This is a genomic window from Micromonospora sp. IBSANI012 (assembly GCF_052814045.1).
Map to the genome: position 1 here is coordinate 533,849 of NZ_CP199933.1, position 16,867 is coordinate 550,715.

General features: G+C 72.8%; 14 protein-coding genes. 9 read left to right on the top strand and 5 right to left on the bottom strand.

Annotated elements, in window-relative coordinates; all coding sequences use genetic code 11:
- Window positions 1–120: 120 nt before the first annotated feature.
- On the bottom strand, window positions 121–1,437 hold the full coding sequence (locus tag ACTWM8_RS02600) for an MFS transporter (protein WP_446212389.1): 1,317 nt from the start codon (window positions 1,435–1,437) through the stop codon (window positions 121–123).
- Between the two features lie 81 nt (window positions 1,438–1,518).
- Between ACTWM8_RS02600 and ACTWM8_RS02605 the strand changes: the two genes are divergently transcribed.
- Window positions 1,519–3,195 (top strand): MDR family MFS transporter, encoded by a 1,677-nt coding sequence (locus ACTWM8_RS02605; protein WP_446212390.1) that lies wholly within the window; start codon window positions 1,519–1,521, stop codon window positions 3,193–3,195.
- A 9-nt stretch (window positions 3,196–3,204) separates the two neighbouring features.
- Here the strand turns inward: ACTWM8_RS02605 and ACTWM8_RS02610 are convergent, their stop codons facing one another.
- The gene (locus ACTWM8_RS02610; protein ID WP_446212391.1) at window positions 3,205–4,095 is read right to left on the bottom strand and encodes a LysR family transcriptional regulator; all 891 of its coding nucleotides are present in this window, start codon (window positions 4,093–4,095) and stop codon (window positions 3,205–3,207) included.
- A gap of 84 nt (window positions 4,096–4,179) precedes the next feature.
- Between ACTWM8_RS02610 and ACTWM8_RS02615 the strand changes: the two genes are divergently transcribed.
- Entirely contained in the window at window positions 4,180–5,061 is an 882-nt protein-coding gene (locus tag ACTWM8_RS02615; protein WP_446212392.1) for an EamA family transporter, read from the top strand.
- Here ACTWM8_RS02615 and ACTWM8_RS02620 read toward each other — a convergent pair.
- Window positions 5,054–5,545: an NUDIX domain-containing protein gene (locus tag ACTWM8_RS02620; protein ID WP_446212393.1), complete on the bottom strand. Its 492-nt coding sequence runs from the start codon at window positions 5,543–5,545 to the stop codon at window positions 5,054–5,056. The genes ACTWM8_RS02615 and ACTWM8_RS02620 overlap by 8 nt on opposite strands.
- Window positions 5,546–5,630: 85 nt before the next feature.
- On the opposite strand from ACTWM8_RS02620, the gene ACTWM8_RS02625 reads away from it, so the two are divergent.
- Window positions 5,631–7,280, top strand: coding sequence for a fatty acid--CoA ligase (locus tag ACTWM8_RS02625; protein ID WP_446212394.1), 1,650 nt, complete (start codon window positions 5,631–5,633; stop codon window positions 7,278–7,280).
- 264 nt (window positions 7,281–7,544) lie between these two features.
- Complete coding sequence (locus tag ACTWM8_RS02630; protein WP_446212395.1) at window positions 7,545–7,955, top strand: DUF1801 domain-containing protein; 411 nt, start codon at window positions 7,545–7,547, stop codon at window positions 7,953–7,955.
- A 3-nt stretch (window positions 7,956–7,958) separates the two neighbouring features.
- Here ACTWM8_RS02630 and ACTWM8_RS02635 read toward each other — a convergent pair whose 3' ends face one another.
- Window positions 7,959–8,972 carry an NADPH:quinone reductase gene (locus tag ACTWM8_RS02635; protein ID WP_446212396.1) on the bottom strand — a complete coding sequence of 338 codons (1,014 nt, stop codon included), beginning with the start codon at window positions 8,970–8,972 and terminating at the stop codon, window positions 7,959–7,961.
- A gap of 201 nt (window positions 8,973–9,173) precedes the next feature.
- On the opposite strand from ACTWM8_RS02635, the gene ACTWM8_RS02640 reads away from it, so the two are divergent.
- The 5 genes from ACTWM8_RS02640 (at window position 9,174) to ACTWM8_RS02660 (ending at window position 16,185) form a co-directional block, all read left to right on the top strand.
- The gene (locus ACTWM8_RS02640; RefSeq protein ID WP_446212397.1) at window positions 9,174–12,260 is read left to right on the top strand and encodes an AfsR/SARP family transcriptional regulator; all 3,087 of its coding nucleotides are present in this window, start codon (window positions 9,174–9,176) and stop codon (window positions 12,258–12,260) included.
- 129 nt (window positions 12,261–12,389) lie between these two features.
- Window positions 12,390–13,769, top strand: a complete 1,380-nt coding sequence (locus ACTWM8_RS02645; protein ID WP_446212398.1) for an FG-GAP-like repeat-containing protein — start codon at window positions 12,390–12,392, stop codon at window positions 13,767–13,769.
- 78 nt (window positions 13,770–13,847) lie between these two features.
- Window positions 13,848–15,260, top strand: coding sequence for an FG-GAP-like repeat-containing protein (locus ACTWM8_RS02650; protein ID WP_446212399.1), 1,413 nt, complete (start codon window positions 13,848–13,850; stop codon window positions 15,258–15,260).
- Window positions 15,261–15,331: 71 nt separating this feature from the next.
- Complete coding sequence (locus tag ACTWM8_RS02655; RefSeq protein WP_446212400.1) at window positions 15,332–15,994, top strand: M15 family metallopeptidase; 663 nt, start codon at window positions 15,332–15,334, stop codon at window positions 15,992–15,994.
- Window positions 15,995–16,011: 17 nt separating this feature from the next.
- Window positions 16,012–16,185: a hypothetical protein gene (locus ACTWM8_RS02660; protein ID WP_446212401.1), complete on the top strand. Its 174-nt coding sequence runs from the start codon at window positions 16,012–16,014 to the stop codon at window positions 16,183–16,185.
- 18 nt (window positions 16,186–16,203) lie between these two features.
- Here ACTWM8_RS02660 and ACTWM8_RS02665 read toward each other — a convergent pair whose 3' ends face one another.
- The gene (locus tag ACTWM8_RS02665; protein WP_446212402.1) at window positions 16,204–16,860 is read right to left on the bottom strand and encodes an HAD family hydrolase; all 657 of its coding nucleotides are present in this window, start codon (window positions 16,858–16,860) and stop codon (window positions 16,204–16,206) included.
- Between the last annotated feature and the right edge of the window lie 7 nt (window positions 16,861–16,867).

The window sequence follows — 16,867 nt, forward strand, 5'->3', positions numbered from 1 at the left end:
CCCCCGACCAAACATCCCCCTCCGGCGGCGCACCACGTTCTGGGCATTCGGGCCCCACCGCTCACGTTGATCATGAAGTTGTTGTCGCCGGCCCGGCGTGTCGGGACGACAACTTCATGATCAACGGGCTGGGTCGGGGGTGACGCGGGTGGGGGCGGTGGTGGTCCAGGCGGCGTCTTCCGCTTGTTTGCGCGCTAGGCCGTCGCGGCCGTCGTAGCGGAGGAAGGCGGGGAGGGCGGCGGCCAGGGCGATGGTGCCGAGGACGCAGAGGACGCCGCCGGAGACGATCGAGCCGGTCACGCCCAGCGGCGTGCGGGCGACCAGGCCGGAGCGGAGCTGACCGAGCAGCGGGCCGGTCGAGTACGACAGCATCTCGATGCCGGCGAGCCGACCGCGCAGGTGGTCGGGGATGGTCTGGTTCCAGATGGTCATCCGGAACAGGCCGGAGACCATGTCGGCCGCGCCGGCCAGCACCAGGAACAGCAGCGCCAGCCAGAGCCAGCCGGACAATCCGAAGCCGACCACGGCAAGTCCCCAGGCTCCGGCCGCCAGCACCACCATCAGCCCGTGCCGGTGCACGTGCTTCACCCAGCCGGAGCTGACCGTGGCGAGCAGCGAGCCGGCCGCCGGGGCGGCGTAGAGCAGCCCGAGCACCGCCGGGCCGCCCAGCTTCTCGGCCATGAACGGGTAGAGCGCCTGCGGCATGCCGAAGAACATCGCGTTGATGTCGACCAGGTAGGTGCCGAGCAGTTCGGGGCGGCTGCGGGCGTACCGCAGGCCGGTGACCACCGAGCGCAGCGACGGCCGGTCGGCGGCCGGCGGGGGCGGCACCGCCCGGACCAGTGCCAGGCAGGCCAGCGAGAACGCGAAGGTGGCCAGGTCGATGGCGTACACCCAGGCCAGGTCCACGGAGGCGATCAGCACGCCGGCGACGGCCGGGCCGCCGAGCTGGGCCACGTCCATCCGCAGCGAGTTCAGCGCGCCCGCCGCCGGGATCTCGTCGGGCGCGACGATCCGGGGGGTGAGCCCCTCCATGGCCGGGCGTTGCACCCCGTCCAGCGCCGCGGTCGCGGCCGCCACCACGTAGAGCAGCCACAGGTGCGGCGCCGCCGACAGCGAGTTGACCAGCAGCACCCCGCAGAGCAGCGTGAAGCCGATCTCGCCGCCGAGCACCAGCCGCCGCCGGTCCAGGTAGTCGGCGAGCGCGCCGCCGACGAAGGCCATCAGGAGCAGGGGTACGAGCTCGCAGACGCCGAGCAGGCCGACCAGCAGCGGATCGCCGGTGAGCTGGTACACCTGGTACGGCAGCGTCACGTAGGTGATGAACGACCCGAAGCCGGACACCCCCGTCGCGGCGAAGACCAGCCGGAAGTCCCGCGAGGTACGCAGCGGCGTGAGGTCCAGGGCCAGCCGGCGGAGCAGTCTCACGGGCGGCATGGTCGCCGAGCGTCACCCGGCCTGTCGACGGGTTTTCCCGCCCGGGGCGCATGTTCCGCACGGTCCTGGATAGAAGGCGGGATGACCACGGAAGCCCAGGGCCGCCCGCTGCTCAACGCCCGCCAGATCCGCCTGCTGATGTTCGGCCTGATGACCGGGATGCTGCTGGCCGCGCTCGACCAGACCATCGTCGGTACGGCGCTGCCCACCATCGTCGGGGAGCTGGGCGGCATCAACCACTACTCGTGGGTGGTGACCGCGTACCTGCTCGCCTCCACCGCCTCTACCCCGCTGTACGGCAAGATGGCCGACCTGTACGGCCGCCGACCGGTCTTCCTCTTCTCGATCGGCACGTTCCTGCTCGGCTCGCTGCTGGCCGGCCTGTCGCAGGACATGACCCAGCTGATCGTCACCCGGGGCATCCAGGGCATCGGCGCGGGCGGCCTGATGACGCTGGCGTTCACCATCATCTCGGACGTCGTCTCGCCCCGGGAGCGGGGCCGCTACCAGGGACTCTTCGGCGCGGTCTTCGGCCTGTCGTCGGTGGCCGGGCCGCTGGTCGGTGGGTACTTCGCCGAGACGAACTGGCGGTGGATCTTCTACATCAACGTGCCGCTGGCGATCCTGGCGATCGTGGTCTGCTACCACGTCATGCGGCTGATCCCGTTCCAGCGGCGGGAGCACGCGATCGACTGGCTCGGCGCCGGGCTGCTGGTGGCCGGGGTGAGCGCCCTGCTGCTCGCGCTGAGCTGGGGCGGCAACGAGTACGCCTGGGACTCCGGGGTGATCATCGGGCTCTTCGTCGCCGGGGCGGTCCTCGGGGTGCTCTTCGTGGTGCAGGAGGCCCGGGTCGCCGAGCCGATCCTGCCGCTGCGGCTGTTCCGCAGCGCCACCTTCGCGCTTGCCAACTCGGCGGGCTTCGTGCTCGGTCTGGTGATGTTCGGGTCGATCATCTTCATCCCGCTCTACCTCCAGATCGTCAAGGGCGCCTCGCCGACCCGCAGCGGTCTGCTGATGCTGCCGATGATGGCCGGCATCATCGTCACCTCGGTCCTCACCGGCCGGGCGATGAGCCGGATCGGCCGGTACAAGTGGTTCCCGGTGGTCGGCTCGGTGGTGCTGCTGGCCGGCATGCTGCTCTTCACCCGGCTGGAGGTGGAGACCTCGCTCTGGGTGGCGTTCGGTTTCATGGTGGTGATCGGAGTCGGGCTGGGCCTGTGCATGCAGTCGCTGATCCTCGCCGTGCAGAACGCGGTCGACGTCCGTGACCTGGGCGCGGGCACCTCGTCGGCGACGTTCTTCCGGTCGCTGGGCGGCTCGTTCGGGGTGGCGATCCTCGGCGCGGTGCTCTCCTCCCGGCTGACCACGCAGCTCGCCGACCGGCTGCCGGCCGCGATCGCCCAGCTCCCCCCGGAGCAGCGGGCCGCCGTCGTGGCCAGCGGTGGGGCCGACATCTCGATCAACGACCCGGCCACCATTCTGGCCCTGCCCGGGCCGGTGCGGGCCGCCATCCAGGCCGCCTTCGTCGAGTCGCTGGACATGGTCTTCCTGACCGCCGGCCTGATCGCCATCCTGGCGGTGCTGGTCACCCTGGCCCTGCCGGACGACCAGCTGCGCGGGGCCGGCCCGCAGGGTGCGACCGGCGGCGCCGACCCGCTCGGCGGCAAGGCGCCCGCCCCCGGCGGGAAGCCGATCACGAAGGAGTCGAAGGAGGAGGCCGCCGCCGACATGGAGGCGAAGTCGCAGACCATGCTCTGACGCCGGCGGCTATGCAGGTACGGCCGCGAGCAGGTCGAGGATCAGGGCCAGCGGGGGCCAGGCGGCCCGGCCCCGGCGGGTGACCGCGTACGAGCGCAGCCGGGCCTCCGGGCTGGTGAGCGGGAGCAGGCGGACGCCGGGAACGGTCGGCTGGTCGGCGGGGAGCAGCCCGACGCCGAGGCCGGCGACGATCAGGTCCTGGACGAGTTCCAGGCTGTCCGCGCGGTGTTCGATCCGGGGTTCGAAGTCCGCCATCGAGGCGATGGTCCGGACGACCACCTCGTCGGCGGTGTAGCGGGAGTTGACGATCCAGCTGCGGTCCCGGAAGCGGTCGAAGACGGCGGCGGCGTTGTCCGGGACGTCCGGGACGGCGTCGGCCGGCACACCGAGGCTCCACGGCGCCGACCAGAGCGGGATCGCCTCCAGCGTGCGGTCGACGGGCGCCGGCGCGAGGTTGTAGTCGTACGTCAGGGCGAGGTCGACGTCGTCGGTCGCCAGCAGCGCGAACGCCTCGGCCGGTTCGTGCTCGTGGATGCGCAGCCGGACCTGCGGGTGGCGCGCCGCGAGATCGGCGGTGACCGGCAGCAGCGACCGGCGGACGGCGGTCGCGAAGCCGGCGACCCGGACGGTGCCGGCCGGCTCGGCGCGCGGGTCGAGATCGAGCCGGGCCACCTCGACGGCGTCGAGGATGGTCACCGCGTGCTCGGCCAGCCGCCGCCCGGCGGGGGTGAGTCGCACCCGGCGGCCCTGCGGCTCGATCAGCGTCGCGCCGACCTCGCGGGAGAGCGCGGCGAGCTGCTGCGACACCGTGGACGTGGTGACGCCCAGCTCGTCGGCGACCTCGCGCATCGAGCCGAGCCGGGCCAGCTCACGCAGCAGTCGCAGTCGGCGCAGGTCCACGCCACGATTGTTCATCATTGCCGAACGGTTCGTCCAGCAAAGACACGTGGACATGAACGGTAGGTAGCGGCTCTACTTGGGGGCATGGCTCCCACCCGTACCGGCGCGGCGATGGCCGTCGCGTCGATGTTCTTCGTCCAGCTCGGCCTGGCCGCCTCGGTCTCCCTCTTCGACGAGGTGGGCCCCGACGGGGCGGCCTGGCTGCGGCTGGCCTGGGCCGGCCTGCTGCTGGTGGTCCTGGTCCGCCCCCGCCCGTCCGGCTTCACCCGGCGCGCCCTGCTGGCCTGTGTCGCGCTCGGCGTGGTGACCGCCGGGGTGACCATCCTGTTCATGGCCGCGGTGGCCCGCCTGCCGCTGGGTACGGCGAGCGCGCTGGAGTTCCTCGGCCCGCTCGGGGTGGCGGTGGCCCGGGGCCGGGGCGGGACGAAGCTCTGGCCGGCGCTCGCCGCCGTGGGGGTGCTGCTGCTCACCGAGCCGTGGCGCGGCGGGGCGGATCTGGTGGGCGTCGGCTTCGCGCTGGCGGCGGGCGCCTGCTGGGCGGCGTACATCCTGCTCACCCAGCGGGTCGGCGACGAGGTCTCCGGCATCCGCGGCCTGGCGGTGTCGATGCCGGTGGCCGCGGTGGTCGCCACCGTGGTGGTCGGGCCGGGCGTCCTCGGCGACCTCACCTGGCCGGTGCTGCTGGCCGGGCTGGGGCTGGCGGTGCTGCTGCCGGTGGTGCCGTTCGTGCTGGAACTGCTCGCCCTGCGCCGGCTCACCACCGCCGCCTTCGGCACGCTGATGAGCCTGGAACCGGCGATCGCGCTGGTCATCGGCCTGGTCGCGCTGCACCAGGTGCCGGGCCTCGGGGCGGTGGTCGGGATCGCCTTCGTGGTGGCCGCCGGCATCGGCGCCGAACGCACCGGCGCGCGGGCCGAGGCGGTCGCGCCGACCCGACCCGAGCCGGCCGTGGTCGGGACTACTTGAGGATGAGCCGGTTGGTCTGCTCGAAGACGTCGAGGTCGGCGAGGGTCTCCGGCACCGAGGCCGACAGCGGCGAGGGAAACGCGTCGCGGGGGAAGAAGCCGGCGTCGGTCGTCTCGTCGGTGACCCGGGCCAGGTCGCCGTCCCAGTCCTCGACCCGGAACGCGGTGGTGAAGATCTGGTAGGTGTGGCCGTACATGTTGGTGTGGGTGCGGTCCGGCCCGGTGTAGAGGGCGAACGCGCTGACCCGCAGCGCGCGCAGCCCGGTCTCTTCGCGGACCTCGCGTACCGCGCAGTCGGCGACCGACTCGCCCAGCTCCATCGCGCCCGCCGGCAGGGCCCAATGGCCGTTGTCGGAGCGCTGGATCAGCAGCACCCGGCTCGCGTTGTCGCGGACCACGGCACGGGCCCCGACGAACATCAGCGTCCGGTCACCGGCCAGGGCGCGCAGCTGCCCCACGTACGAGTCGGCCCACGAGATGCTCACCCGGCCAATTTACGCAGCTTCCCGGGCGTGCCTCCGGCGTTCCGGGGGTTCCCAACCTGTGACCGGCGACACTAGCTTGTTACCCATGCGTAGCACGATGATGGACGCCCCCCTCCAGGTCGCCAGGATCCTCGAACACGGCTCCACCGTGCACGGCACGGCCGAGGTCGTCACGTGGACCGGCGCCGAGCCCCGCCGGATGTCGTACGCCGAGGTCGGCCGCGCCGCCGCCCGGCTGGCCCATGCCCTGCGCGACGAGTGCGGGGTGACCGGCGACGAACGGGTCGCCACCTTCATGTGGAACAACAACGAGCACCTGGTGGCGTACTTCGCCGTCCCCAGCATGGGCGCGGTGCTGCACACCCTGAACATCCGGCTCTTCCCGGACCAGGTCGCCTACATCGCCAACCACGCCGAGGACCGGGTGGTGCTGGTCGACTCGACGCTGATCCCGCTCCTGGCCCGGGTGCTCGGCGAGATGACCACGGTGCGGCACGTGGTGGTGGTCGGCGGCGGCGACCCCGCCCCGCTGGTCGCGGCGGCCGGCGACCGGATCACCGTGCACCACTGGGACGAGCTGCTGGCCGGCCGCCCCGACAGCTACCAGTGGCCCGAGGTGGACGAGCGGGACGCCGCCGCCCTCTGCTACACCTCCGGCACCACCGGCAACCCCAAGGGCGTGGCCTACTCGCACCGCTCGATCTACCTGCACTCGTTGCAGGTCTGCATGCCGGAGGGCTTCGGCCTCGGTCCGGTCGACCGGGAGCTGGCCATCGTGCCGATGTTCCACGCGATGTCGTGGGGCCTGCCGTACGCGGCCTTCCTCTCCGGCGCGTCGTTGATCATGCCGGACCGGTTCCTGCAGGCCGCGCCGATCGCCGAGATGATCGTCGCCGAGCGGCCCACCCTGGCCGGCGCGGTGCCGACCATCTGGAACGACCTGCTGTCCTACCTGGACACCCACGACGTGGACACCTCCTCGCTGACAGAGGTCATCGTCGGCGGTTCGGCCTGCCCGCCCGCGCTGATGCACGCGTTCGCCGAGCGGCACGGCATCGAGGTCATCCACGCCTGGGGGATGACCGAGATGTCCCCGCTGGGCTCGGTGTCCCGGCCGCCGGCCGGCGCCACCGGCGACGACGCCTGGCGCTACCGCTACACCCAGGGCCGGGTGCCGGCCGGGGTGGCCGCCCGGATCGTCGGCCCGCTGGGCGAGCCGCTGCCCGCCGACGGGACGTCCGTCGGCGAGCTGGAGGTCCGGGGCCCGTGGGTGACCGCCCGGTACGTCGGCGACGACACCCCGGACGAGGAGAAGTTCCGCGACGGCTGGCTGCGCACCGGTGACGTGGGCAACCTCTCGCCGGACGGCTACATCACCCTCACCGACCGGGCCAAGGACGTGATCAAGTCGGGCGGGGAGTGGATCTCCTCGGTGGAGCTGGAGAACGCGCTGATGGCTCACCCCGACGTGCAGGAGGCCTGCGTGGTGGGGGTGCCCGATCAGCGGTGGGACGAGCGTCCGCTGGCCACGGTGGTGATCCGCGAAGGCGCCTCGGCGACCGCGGAGGAGCTGCGCGCGTTCCTGGCGAAGTCGGTGGCGCACTGGCAGCTGCCGGAGCGGTGGGCGTTCATCGACGCGGTGCCGAAGACGAGCGTCGGCAAGTTCGACAAGAAGGTGGTCCGGTCCCGCTACGCCGACGGCGGGCTGGAGGTGCGGGAACTGACCGGGCCGTAACGTTTTCCGGCGGCTCGTCGCCGTAAGGGGCAGGGACGTACTCCTGAGAAGCATCCCTCCCCAGGGGCGGCCCCGGCGTTCGCACCGCGCCGGGGCCGCCCGCCTTTTTTGCGGGGCGACCCGCAACAGTCATTCTTGCGAAACATGTTCGCTTCTGTCCCGCTGACGGGGAAATCCACCCAGCTCCACGGTGTCGGTGCCGGCTCGTACGATCGGCTTGAACCGGCCGCCCCAGGGCGGCCCGCCGTCGAGTTCGGAGGCGTCATGGCAACCCTGAAGACCGCCCCGACCACCGCCAGCGTGGAGGACTTCCTCGCCGCCGTGCCGGACGAGACTCGCCGCCGCGACGCCATCGCCGTCCGCGACCTGATGCGGCAGGTCACCGGCGAGCCACCGACCATGTGGGGGGACGCCATCATCGGCTTCGGGCAGCGGCACCTCCGCTACGCCAGCGGTCGCGAGCTGGACTGGTTCCTGGTCGGCTTCTCGCCGCGCAAGGCGGCCACCACCCTCTACCTGGGCGAGGGATTCCCCGAGAAGGAGCAGTTGACGGCCCGGCTGGGCCGGCACACCGCCGGCAAGGGCTGCCTCTACGTCAAGCGGCTCGCCGACGTCGATCTCGACGTGCTGACCGAGCTGGTTCGGGCCTCCGTCGCCCAGGCCCGCGCCGAGTGACCGTCACTGCGCGCTGGTGGTGATCAGCACCTTGCCGACCACCGAATCCTCCACCGCCTGGTGCGCGGCAGCCGTGTCGGCCAGCGAATAGTGGTGCAGGGGCAGGCCGACCTCCCCACCCACCCGTACGCCGCCCTGGGCCACCGCCGCCGACACGTCCCTGATCGCCTGCGCCTTGGCCGCCTTGGGCTCGGTGTAGACCAGCACGAACTGCCAGCGGGCGTTGGGCACCATGAGCGGCCGGATCGGCAGGGTCACCTCGGCGCCCCCGTCGTCGGCGTACACGCAAACGGCGCCGCCGGGGCGGAGCAGCTGGACGTCGGTGGCGGCGTTGCGGGCGGCGGAGACCTCGACGATCGTGTGCACCCCCTCGGGGACGATCTTGCGGACCTCCTCGACCACGTCCTGTTCCCGGTAGTTGATCACGTGGGACGCGCCGGCCGCCGCCGCGAACTGCGCCTTCTCCGGGCTGCTCACCGTGGTGATCACGCAGGCGTCCGCCCAGCGCGCGAGCTGGATCGCCGCGTTGCCCACCGCGCCCGCGCCGCCCTGCACCAGCACCACGTGGTCGCTGAGCGCGCCGACGTGCAGCCCGTCCGGCATGTACTCCCCGGCGGTCAGGCAGCGGTGCGCGGTGAGGAACGGGATGCCGAGGCAGGCGCCCAGGTCGAAGTCGGCGGAGCCGAGGCTTACCGCGTGGCGGACCGGGACCACGGTGTACTCGGCGGCGGTGCCCCAGGGGCGCTGCCAGGCGGCCTCCCAGAGCCACACCCGCTGGCCGATCAGGATCTGGTCGACGCCCTCGCCGACCGCCTCGATGACCCCGGCGCCGTCCTGGCCGGGGATCTGCCAGCCGGCCGGCAGCGGCCACTGCCGGCGCGCCTTCCAGTCGGTCGGGTTCACCCCGGAGACGGCCAACCGGACCAGCACCTCGCCGCGCCCGGGTTCCGGCACCGGCCGGTCCACCAGCTTCAGCACCGAGGGGTCGCCGGTCTCCTCGTAGACGATCGCCTTCATCCCCGTCTCCCTCCGACAGTCGCGTCCCCATCTTCGCCGATCCCGCGCGCGTCGGGGTGACCTCGGCGGTCGCCGACCGCGATCACCTCAGGTGGCGACCCGCGCACCCGGGGTCAACCGAACGGCCGATTCGCCGCGATCGATGAGCCCCCTAAGATCGTCGATCAGGCGTCACCAACTGTCACGGGGGACGGTGTGGTAATGGAATTCCGCCTGCTCGGGCCCGTCGAGGCCACCATCGCCGATCATCCGGTCCAGCTCGGCGGCGTCAAGCCGCGTACCCTGCTCGCCGCCCTGCTGGTCGAGCACGGGCACGTGGTGCCGGCGGAGCGGCTGGTCGACGTCATCTGGGGCGACGGGCCGCCGGGCACCGCCCGCGCCGTGCTCCAGACGTACGTCTCCACCCTGCGCCGGTCGCTGGGCAGCGGCGGCGTCGGCACCGCGATCGTCACCCGGTCGCCCGGCTACCTGATCCGCATCGGCGCGGCCACTCTCGACCGTGACCTCTTCGAGGAGATGCTCGCCCAGGGGCGCCGGGCCGCCGCCGCCGGCCGCCGCGAGGAGGCCGTCGAGCTGATCCGCCGCGCCGGCGGGCAGTGGCGGGGCGCGGCCCTCGGCGGGGTGGAGAGCGAGCTGCTCGCCGGCGAGGCCGCCCGCCTGGAGGAGCTGCGACTGACCGCGGTGGAGGAGCGCACCGGGATCGAGCTGCTGCTGGGGCGGACCGACCAGGTGGCCGCGGAGCTGACCGACCTGGTCCGCCGCCACCCGTTCCGGGAGCGGATGCGGGGGCAGCTGATGCGGGCGTTGAGCGCGCTGGGGCGGCGCCCGGAGGCGCTCGCCGTCTACCGCGACGGCCGCGAGTCGATGATCGACGAGCTGGGGATCGAGCCCGGTCCGGAGATCCAGGCGATCCACGAGGCGATCCTCCGCGACGAGCCCGACCGGTTGCGGCCGCCTCCACCCGCCGCTCCGGCCCGCCCGGGGACGCCGGCTCTCCCGGCGGCCCCGGTGTCACCCGCCCCCGCCGCCCGGCCGGCCAGGGCGGTGCCGGCGCAGCTCCCGCCGGTGCCGGCCGACTTCACCGGCCGCCGGGCCGAGCGGACCCGCCTGGCGCAGGCGCTCACCGCCGCCACCTCCGACCGGCCCGCCCCGATCCAGGTGGTCGTCGGGCCGGGCGGCGTCGGCAAGTCCACGCTGGCCGCCCGGGCGGCGCACGACGTCACCGCCAGCTTTCCCGACGGTCAGCTCTATGCGGAGCTGCGCGGGATGAGCGGTACCCCGGTCGAGCCGCGGGAGGTGCTCGGGCGGTTCCTCCTGGCGCTCGGTACGGCGGTCGACCGGCTCCCCGACGGCATCGAGGAACGGGTGGAGCTCTACCGCACCCGGATGGCCGGGCAGCGCACCCTGATCCTGCTGGACGACGCCGCCACCGAGCAGCAGATCCGGCCGCTGCTGCCCGGCACGGTCGGCTGCGTCGTCGTGGTCACCTCGCGCAGCCCGCTCGGCGGGCTGGCCGGCACGGTCCTCACCGAGCTGGCGGTGCTGCCCGAGGAGGAGTCCGTCGAGCTGCTCGCCCGGCTGGTCGGCGGGCACCGGGCCGCCGCCGAGGACGTCTCCACCAGCCGCATCGTCCGGCAGTGCGGCGGCCTGCCGCTGGCCATCCGGGTGGCCGGGGCGAGGCTGGCCAGTCGTCAGCGGTGGCCGCTCAAGCTGCTGGCCGACCGGCTCGCCGACGAGCGGCGCCGGCTGGACGAGCTGGCGATCGGCGACCAGGAGGTACGCGCCAGCATCGGGCTGAGCTACCGCGGCCTGGCGGCCGGGGACGCCGCCGTGCTGCGGGTGCTGGGTCTGCTGGGCCTGCCCGACTTCCCCGCCTGGGTGGCCGCGATCGCCCTCGACCTGGGCGAGGAGGACGCCGAGCAGGCCATCGAGCGGTTGATGGACGCCCAGCTGGCCGACTTCGTCCAGGTCGACGGCACCGGTCACCTGCGCTACCGGCTGCACGACCTGGTCCGGCTCTACGCCCGCGAGCGCGCCGAGGCCGAGCACCCCGAAGCCGAGCTGCGGCAGCTGGTGAGCCGGGTGACCACCACCTGGCTCTGGCTGATCGACGCGGTGCGGCGGGGCGCGCCGACCGGCCCGCCGCCCGCCGGAGCCGGCCGGGCGCTGGGCGACCTCGTCGAGCGGGTGCTCGACCAGCCGCGCAGCTGGTTCACCACCGAACACGACTCGCTGGTCCGGGCGGTGGAGGTGGCCGCCGAGCGGGGACTGGACCAGCAGGCCTGCGACCTGGCCTCGCTGCTGTCCACCTTCCCGTACGCGAGCGCGAGCCGGTTCGAGAGCTGGACGCGTACCCACGACGTGGCGCTGGCCGCGGCCCGCCGCAACGGCAACCGGTACGGCGAGGCCGTCCTGCTGTCCGGCTTCGGCCAGCTCCGCTGCGCCCAGGACCGGTACGCCGAGTCGGCGCAGTACCTGACCCAGGCGCTGGAGGCGTTCCGGGAGGGCGGGCACCGGCACGAGGAGGCGCTCACTCTGACCGCGCTCGGGGCGACGTGCCGGGAGCAGTGCCGCTTCGCCGAGGCGCTGTACTTCCTCGGCTGCGCCGAGCCGATCGCCCGGGACCTCGGGGACGACGCGGTGCTGGCGGACGTCCGGCGGCTGGCCGGGGCGGTCCGGCTGGAACAGGGCGACCTGACCGGCGCCCGGGCCGACCTGGACGTGGCGCTGGGCGTTTACGAAGGGCTCGGCGACCGGCGGGGCATGGCGCTGACCTGGCGGATGCTGTCGCTGCACCACCGGGCCCGCGATGAGCTGCGGGAGGCGCTGGCGCTGGCGGTGCGCGCCCGGGACACGTTCCGGGAGCTGGACGAGAGCCTGCTGGAGGCGTACGGCGACCGGGCGGTCGGCAAGGCCCTGGTCCGGCTGGGTCGCAGCACCGAGGCGGCGGGTCTGTTGCAGCGGTCGCTCGCCGCCAGCCGGCGCGCCGGTGACCGCTGGGGGGAGGCGGCCACCCTGCGGGTCATCGGGGAGTTGCACCTGGCCCGGCGGGAACTGGCCGACGCCGAGCGGTTCCTGCGGGCCTCGCTGCGGCTCTGGGACGAGTTGGAGCTGGCGCTGCCCCGGGCCCGGGTGCTGCGTGACCTGGCCCGGCTGGCCGCGCTCCGCGGCCACGACGACGCCGGCCGGCTGGCCCGGGAGGCGCTGCGGGTCTTCGAGGACCACGGCGCCCGGGAGCGCACGGAGCTGGCGGCGGAGCTGGCCGGGGGCCGTTCACCCGTCCGGTAGTCCCGTCTGTAATCCGCGCTGAAATCCGCTGTAGACCGCGTTGCAGCGGCCCTGTCGGGATCCTCCAGCTCGCCCGCCGAACCTCCTTCCATCAGCGGCGACCACCGCCGCACGGAGGAGGAGATCACGATGCGGAAGCTGAGGATGCGCGACCGGCTGCTGCGGATGATGGCCGCCGGCCTGGTGCTGGCGGCGACCACCATGGGCACGGTCGCCGTCGGCCTCACCACCACGGCGGCGCCGGCGCAGGCGTCCGTGGTGGCCGGCTCGATCACGCGGACGGAGGTGCTGGCCCGGGCGCAGTGGTGGATGAACACCTACGGCGTCATCTACAGCCAGAGCCAGTCCAACCAGAAATCGGACGGCGACGGGCACTACTACCGGCCGGACTGCTCCGGCTTCGTCTCGATGGCCTGGCACCTGCCGAAGAAGAGCGACGGCTGGGACCGGAACACCGGCGACCTGGCGGACTTCGGTGACACCACGAGGATCAGCCTCGGCTCGCTGCGGCCCGGCGACGCCATCCTCGGGGAGGGCTACGGGCATGTCGCGCTCTTCGACAGATGGGCGAACGCCGACCGGACCCAGATGTGGATCTACGAGGAGTACGGCACCAGCAAGGAGGGCCGGCACGTCATCCAGGACCGCTCCTGGTACGCGGCCAACGGCTTCGTCGGGCTGCACTACAACCGCATCCGCGACGGCGCGGTGGTGAACAACGACTTCGACGGTGACGGGGATGCCGACGTGCTGGCCCGCAACGCGTCAACCAAGGACCTGCACCTGTACAAGGGCAACGGTTCCGGCGGCTTCAGCTCCGGCACCGGCGCGGCGTTCAGCAACAACTGGTCGGCGTTCGACATCGTGTTCAACGCGGGTGACTTCGACAGTGACGGGGACGCCGACGTGCTGGCCCGCAACGCGTCGACCAAGGACCTGCACCTGTACAAGGGCAACGGTTCCGGCGGCTTCAGCTCGGGTACCGGCGCGATGATCAGCAACAACTGGTCCGCGTTCGACATGATCTTCCCGGCCGGTGACTTCGACGGCGACGGTGACCCGGATGTGCTGGCCCGCAACGCCTCGACCAAGGATCTGCACCTCTACAAGGGCAACGGCTCGGGCGGCTTCACCTCGGGCACCGGCGCGGCGTTCAGCAACAACTGGTCCGCTTTCGACCGGATCTTCTCCCCGGGTGACTTCGACGGCGACGGCGACTCCGACATCCTGGCCCGCAACGCGTCGACCAAGGATCTGCACCTGTACAAGGGCAACGGTTCGGGCGGCTTCAGCTCGGGCACCGGTGCAGCGATCAGCAACAACTGGTCGGCGTTCGACATGATCTTCTCGGTCGGCGACTTCGACCGCGACGGGGACGGCGACGTGCTGGCCCGCAACGCGTCGACCAAGGACCTGCACCTGTACCGGGGCAACGGCTCGGGCGGCTTCAGCTCGGGCACCGGTGCGGCGTTCAGCAACAACTGGTCCGCCTTCGACCGCATCTTCTGATCCACCCCGGGGCCGGGTCAGCGGATCCGGCCCCGGCGTCCACCCCCCGAATCCTTCCCGCGAAAGGGACACCCCATCATGCAGCAGAACCGCTTCCTGGCCGCCCTCGGGCTCAGCGTGGCCCTGGCCGGATCGGCGCTCGCCGCCGCTACGCCCGCGACCGCCGCCGCCCGCCCCGATGTTCCCGCCCTGGTCGCCGACGCCGGCTACACCACCCTCGCCTACAGCACCGCGCCCTGCTCGTCCTCCGGCACCACCGCCGGCGACGCCACCCTCGCCGCCACGTTGAACACCAAGCTCAGCGCCAAGATGGACGGCTACATGGACGCGTACCGCGTCTCCTGCGCCCGGAAGGTGGTCCAGGCCGTGCAGGCCCGAGGGCTGCACCCCCGGGCCGCGACGATCGCGATCACCACCACCATCGTGGAGACCGGCATCCGCAACATCGACGAGATGGTGGACCACGACAGCCTGGGCCTGTTCCAGCAGCGGGCCTCCTGGGGTACGGCCAGCCAGCGGCTCGACCCGACCTGGGCGACCAACGCCTTCCTCAACAGCATGCTGAACAAGTTCCCGAACAACTCCTGGATGACCACCCAGATCGGCGTGGTCTGCCAGACGGTCCAGGTCTCCGCCTATCCGGACCGGTACCAGCCGGAGGCGGGCGACGCGCAGATCATCGTGGACGCGCTGTGGGGCTCGAACGACTTCGACGGTGACGGCGACGCCGACCTGCTGGCCCGCAACGCCACGACGAAGGATCTGCACCTGTACAAGGGCAACGGCTCCGGTGGCTTCACCTCGGGCACCGGCGCGGCGATCAGCAACAACTGGTCCGCGTTCGACATCATCTTCAACGCCGGCGACTTCGACGGCGACGGGGACGCGGACATCCTGGCCCGCAACGCGTCGACGAAGGATCTGCACCTGTACAAGGGCAACGGTTCGGGCGGCTTCAGCTCGGGCACCGGCGCGGCGATCAGCAACAACTGGTCGGCGTTCGACATGATCTTCCCGGCCGGTGACTTCGACGGCGACGGTGACCCGGATGTGCTGGCGCGCAACGCCTCGACCAAGGACCTGTGGCTGTACAAGGGCAGTGGCAGCGGCGGCTTCTCCTCCGGCGCGGGTGCGATCAGCAACAACTGGTCCGCGTTCGACCGGATCTTCTCGGTCGGTGACTTCGACGGCGACGGTGACCCGGATGTGCTGGCGCGCAACGCCTCGACCAAGGACCTGCACCTCTACAAGGGCAACGGCAGCGGTGGCTTCAGCTCCGGCACCGGCGCGGCGATCAGCAACAACTGGTCCGCGTTCGACATGATCTTCTCGGTCGGCGACTTCGACGGTGACGGGGACGGCGACGTGCTGGCCCGCAACGCCTCGACGAAGGACCTGCACCTGTACAAGGGCAACGGCTCGGGCGGCTTCAGCTCGGGCACCGGCGCGGCGATCAGCAACAACTGGTCCGCCTTCGACCGCATCTTCTGACCCGCAGCTCAGGACGGGCCGCCCGGCGACAGCCGGTCGGCCCGTCCGCCGTACCCGAGTGGAGGACCGCCATGCCACTGTTCCTGCCGGACCCCGTTGGCGGTGCCCTGCCCGTCCGCCTCGTCGAGTGCGGCGACCCCCTGGTCGACGTCGGCGCGGTTGGCACCCTCGCCCGGCCGGCCGGTTACGGCCCCGGACCGTTCCTGCGCAGCGCCCTCGTCGACCGGCTGGTCGCCGCGCAGACCCTGCTGCCGCCGGGCCTGCGGCTGACCGTGGTCGGCGGCTGGCGCCCGGCCGGTGCCGGCCCGTGCCGCGTCGGGCGGGATTCCGGGCCGGTCCGCCGGGCCGGACTGCTCGACCGGATCATCCGGCGGGCACCTGCCCAGGCCGACCCGCACCTCACTGGGGCGACCGTCGACCTCACCCTCTGTGATGTCGCTGGGATGGAGTTCGGGCTCGGCAGCGCCCTGTACGCCCGGCCTGAGGAGTGCGACGGCTCCTGCCACACCGCCTCGCCGAGGGTGCCGCCCGAGCCCAGGGCGCGCCGGTTGCTGCTGGTCCACGCGCTGACGACGATGAACCTTGTCAACTACCCGTCCGCCTGGTGGCACTGGTCCTACGGCGATCTGCACTGGGCGACGATGACCGGTTCGGCGGTCGCCCGCTTCGGGCCGGTGCCGGGGCCGCTGCCGCCGCCCGATCCCGCCGGGCCCGCCGTCCGTATCACCGGGTAGCCGGTGAAGGAGGGGTCATGCGGGACGTACCAGAGGCGACGCCACCCGTGACGCTCGGTGTCGGGGATGGCCGGACCGACGCCGGGCGGCCCGCTCGGGCGGAGGCTGCCGACGATCTGGGCCCGACGCCGGCCGGTGCTCGCCGGGACGCCCCGTTCCTGCCCCGCTCCAGCCGCAGCCGCCGGATCTGACGCCGATCCAAAGGCGGGTCAGCCGAGCCCGGCCACCAGGTCCGCAGTCAGGTCGTGCACCGACGACAGCACCACGGCGGCGAGGGCTTCCGCGTCCGGGTCCAGCGGATACGACCCGTGCGGGATCGCCACCACCCGCATGCCGGCGGCGGCCGCGGAGCGTACCCCGTTGGAGGAGTCCTCCACCGCGACGCAGCGGGCCGGGTCGACGCCGAGCCGGTCGGCGACGGCCAGGTAGACGTCCGGCGCGGGCTTGCCCCGCGCGGTCTCCTCGGTGGAGAGCGTCACCCGGAACGCGTCGGTCAGGTCCATGGCGGTCAGCGCCGCGGCGATCAGCCGGGTCGGCGACGAGCTGGCCAGCCCCAGCGGCCACCGCGCGGCCACCCCGCGCACGACCCGGTCGGCGTCGTCGATCAGGGGTACGTGCCGCACGTACCGCCGGGTCATCTCCTCCACCACCTCGGTGGCGACCTGCCCGGCGTCGCGGTCGACGCCCAGCTCGCCGCTGAGGTGGTCGGCCCACTCGCCGGTGCTCATCCCCATCAGCCGGCGCTGGGTGTCCGGCTGCCAGGTGCCACCGTGCGCGGCCACGTACGCCCGCCGGACCTCCTCCCAGACCGGCTCGGAGTCCACGATCACGCCGTCGAGGTCGAACACCACCGCATCCACCGTCACCCGCCCA

Excerpts from the sequence above, each read along its gene's own strand:
- ACTWM8_RS02600 (WP_446212389.1), bottom strand. The coding sequence starts at position 1,437 with ATGCCGCCCGTGAGACTGCTCCGCCGGCTGGCCCTGGACCTCACGCCG.
- ACTWM8_RS02605 (WP_446212390.1), top strand. The coding sequence starts at position 1,519 with ATGACCACGGAAGCCCAGGGCCGCCCGCTGCTCAACGCCCGCCAGATC.
- ACTWM8_RS02615 (WP_446212392.1), top strand. The coding sequence starts at position 4,180 with ATGGCTCCCACCCGTACCGGCGCGGCGATGGCCGTCGCGTCGATGTTC.
- ACTWM8_RS02625 (WP_446212394.1), top strand. The coding sequence starts at position 5,631 with ATGCGTAGCACGATGATGGACGCCCCCCTCCAGGTCGCCAGGATCCTC.
- ACTWM8_RS02630 (WP_446212395.1), top strand. The coding sequence starts at position 7,545 with ATGGCAACCCTGAAGACCGCCCCGACCACCGCCAGCGTGGAGGACTTC.
- ACTWM8_RS02635 (WP_446212396.1), bottom strand. The coding sequence starts at position 8,972 with ATGAAGGCGATCGTCTACGAGGAGACCGGCGACCCCTCGGTGCTGAAG.
- ACTWM8_RS02640 (WP_446212397.1), top strand. The coding sequence starts at position 9,174 with ATGGAATTCCGCCTGCTCGGGCCCGTCGAGGCCACCATCGCCGATCAT.
- ACTWM8_RS02645 (WP_446212398.1), top strand. The coding sequence starts at position 12,390 with ATGCGGAAGCTGAGGATGCGCGACCGGCTGCTGCGGATGATGGCCGCC.
- ACTWM8_RS02650 (WP_446212399.1), top strand. The coding sequence starts at position 13,848 with ATGCAGCAGAACCGCTTCCTGGCCGCCCTCGGGCTCAGCGTGGCCCTG.
- ACTWM8_RS02655 (WP_446212400.1), top strand. The coding sequence starts at position 15,332 with ATGCCACTGTTCCTGCCGGACCCCGTTGGCGGTGCCCTGCCCGTCCGC.
- ACTWM8_RS02660 (WP_446212401.1), top strand. The coding sequence starts at position 16,012 with ATGCGGGACGTACCAGAGGCGACGCCACCCGTGACGCTCGGTGTCGGG.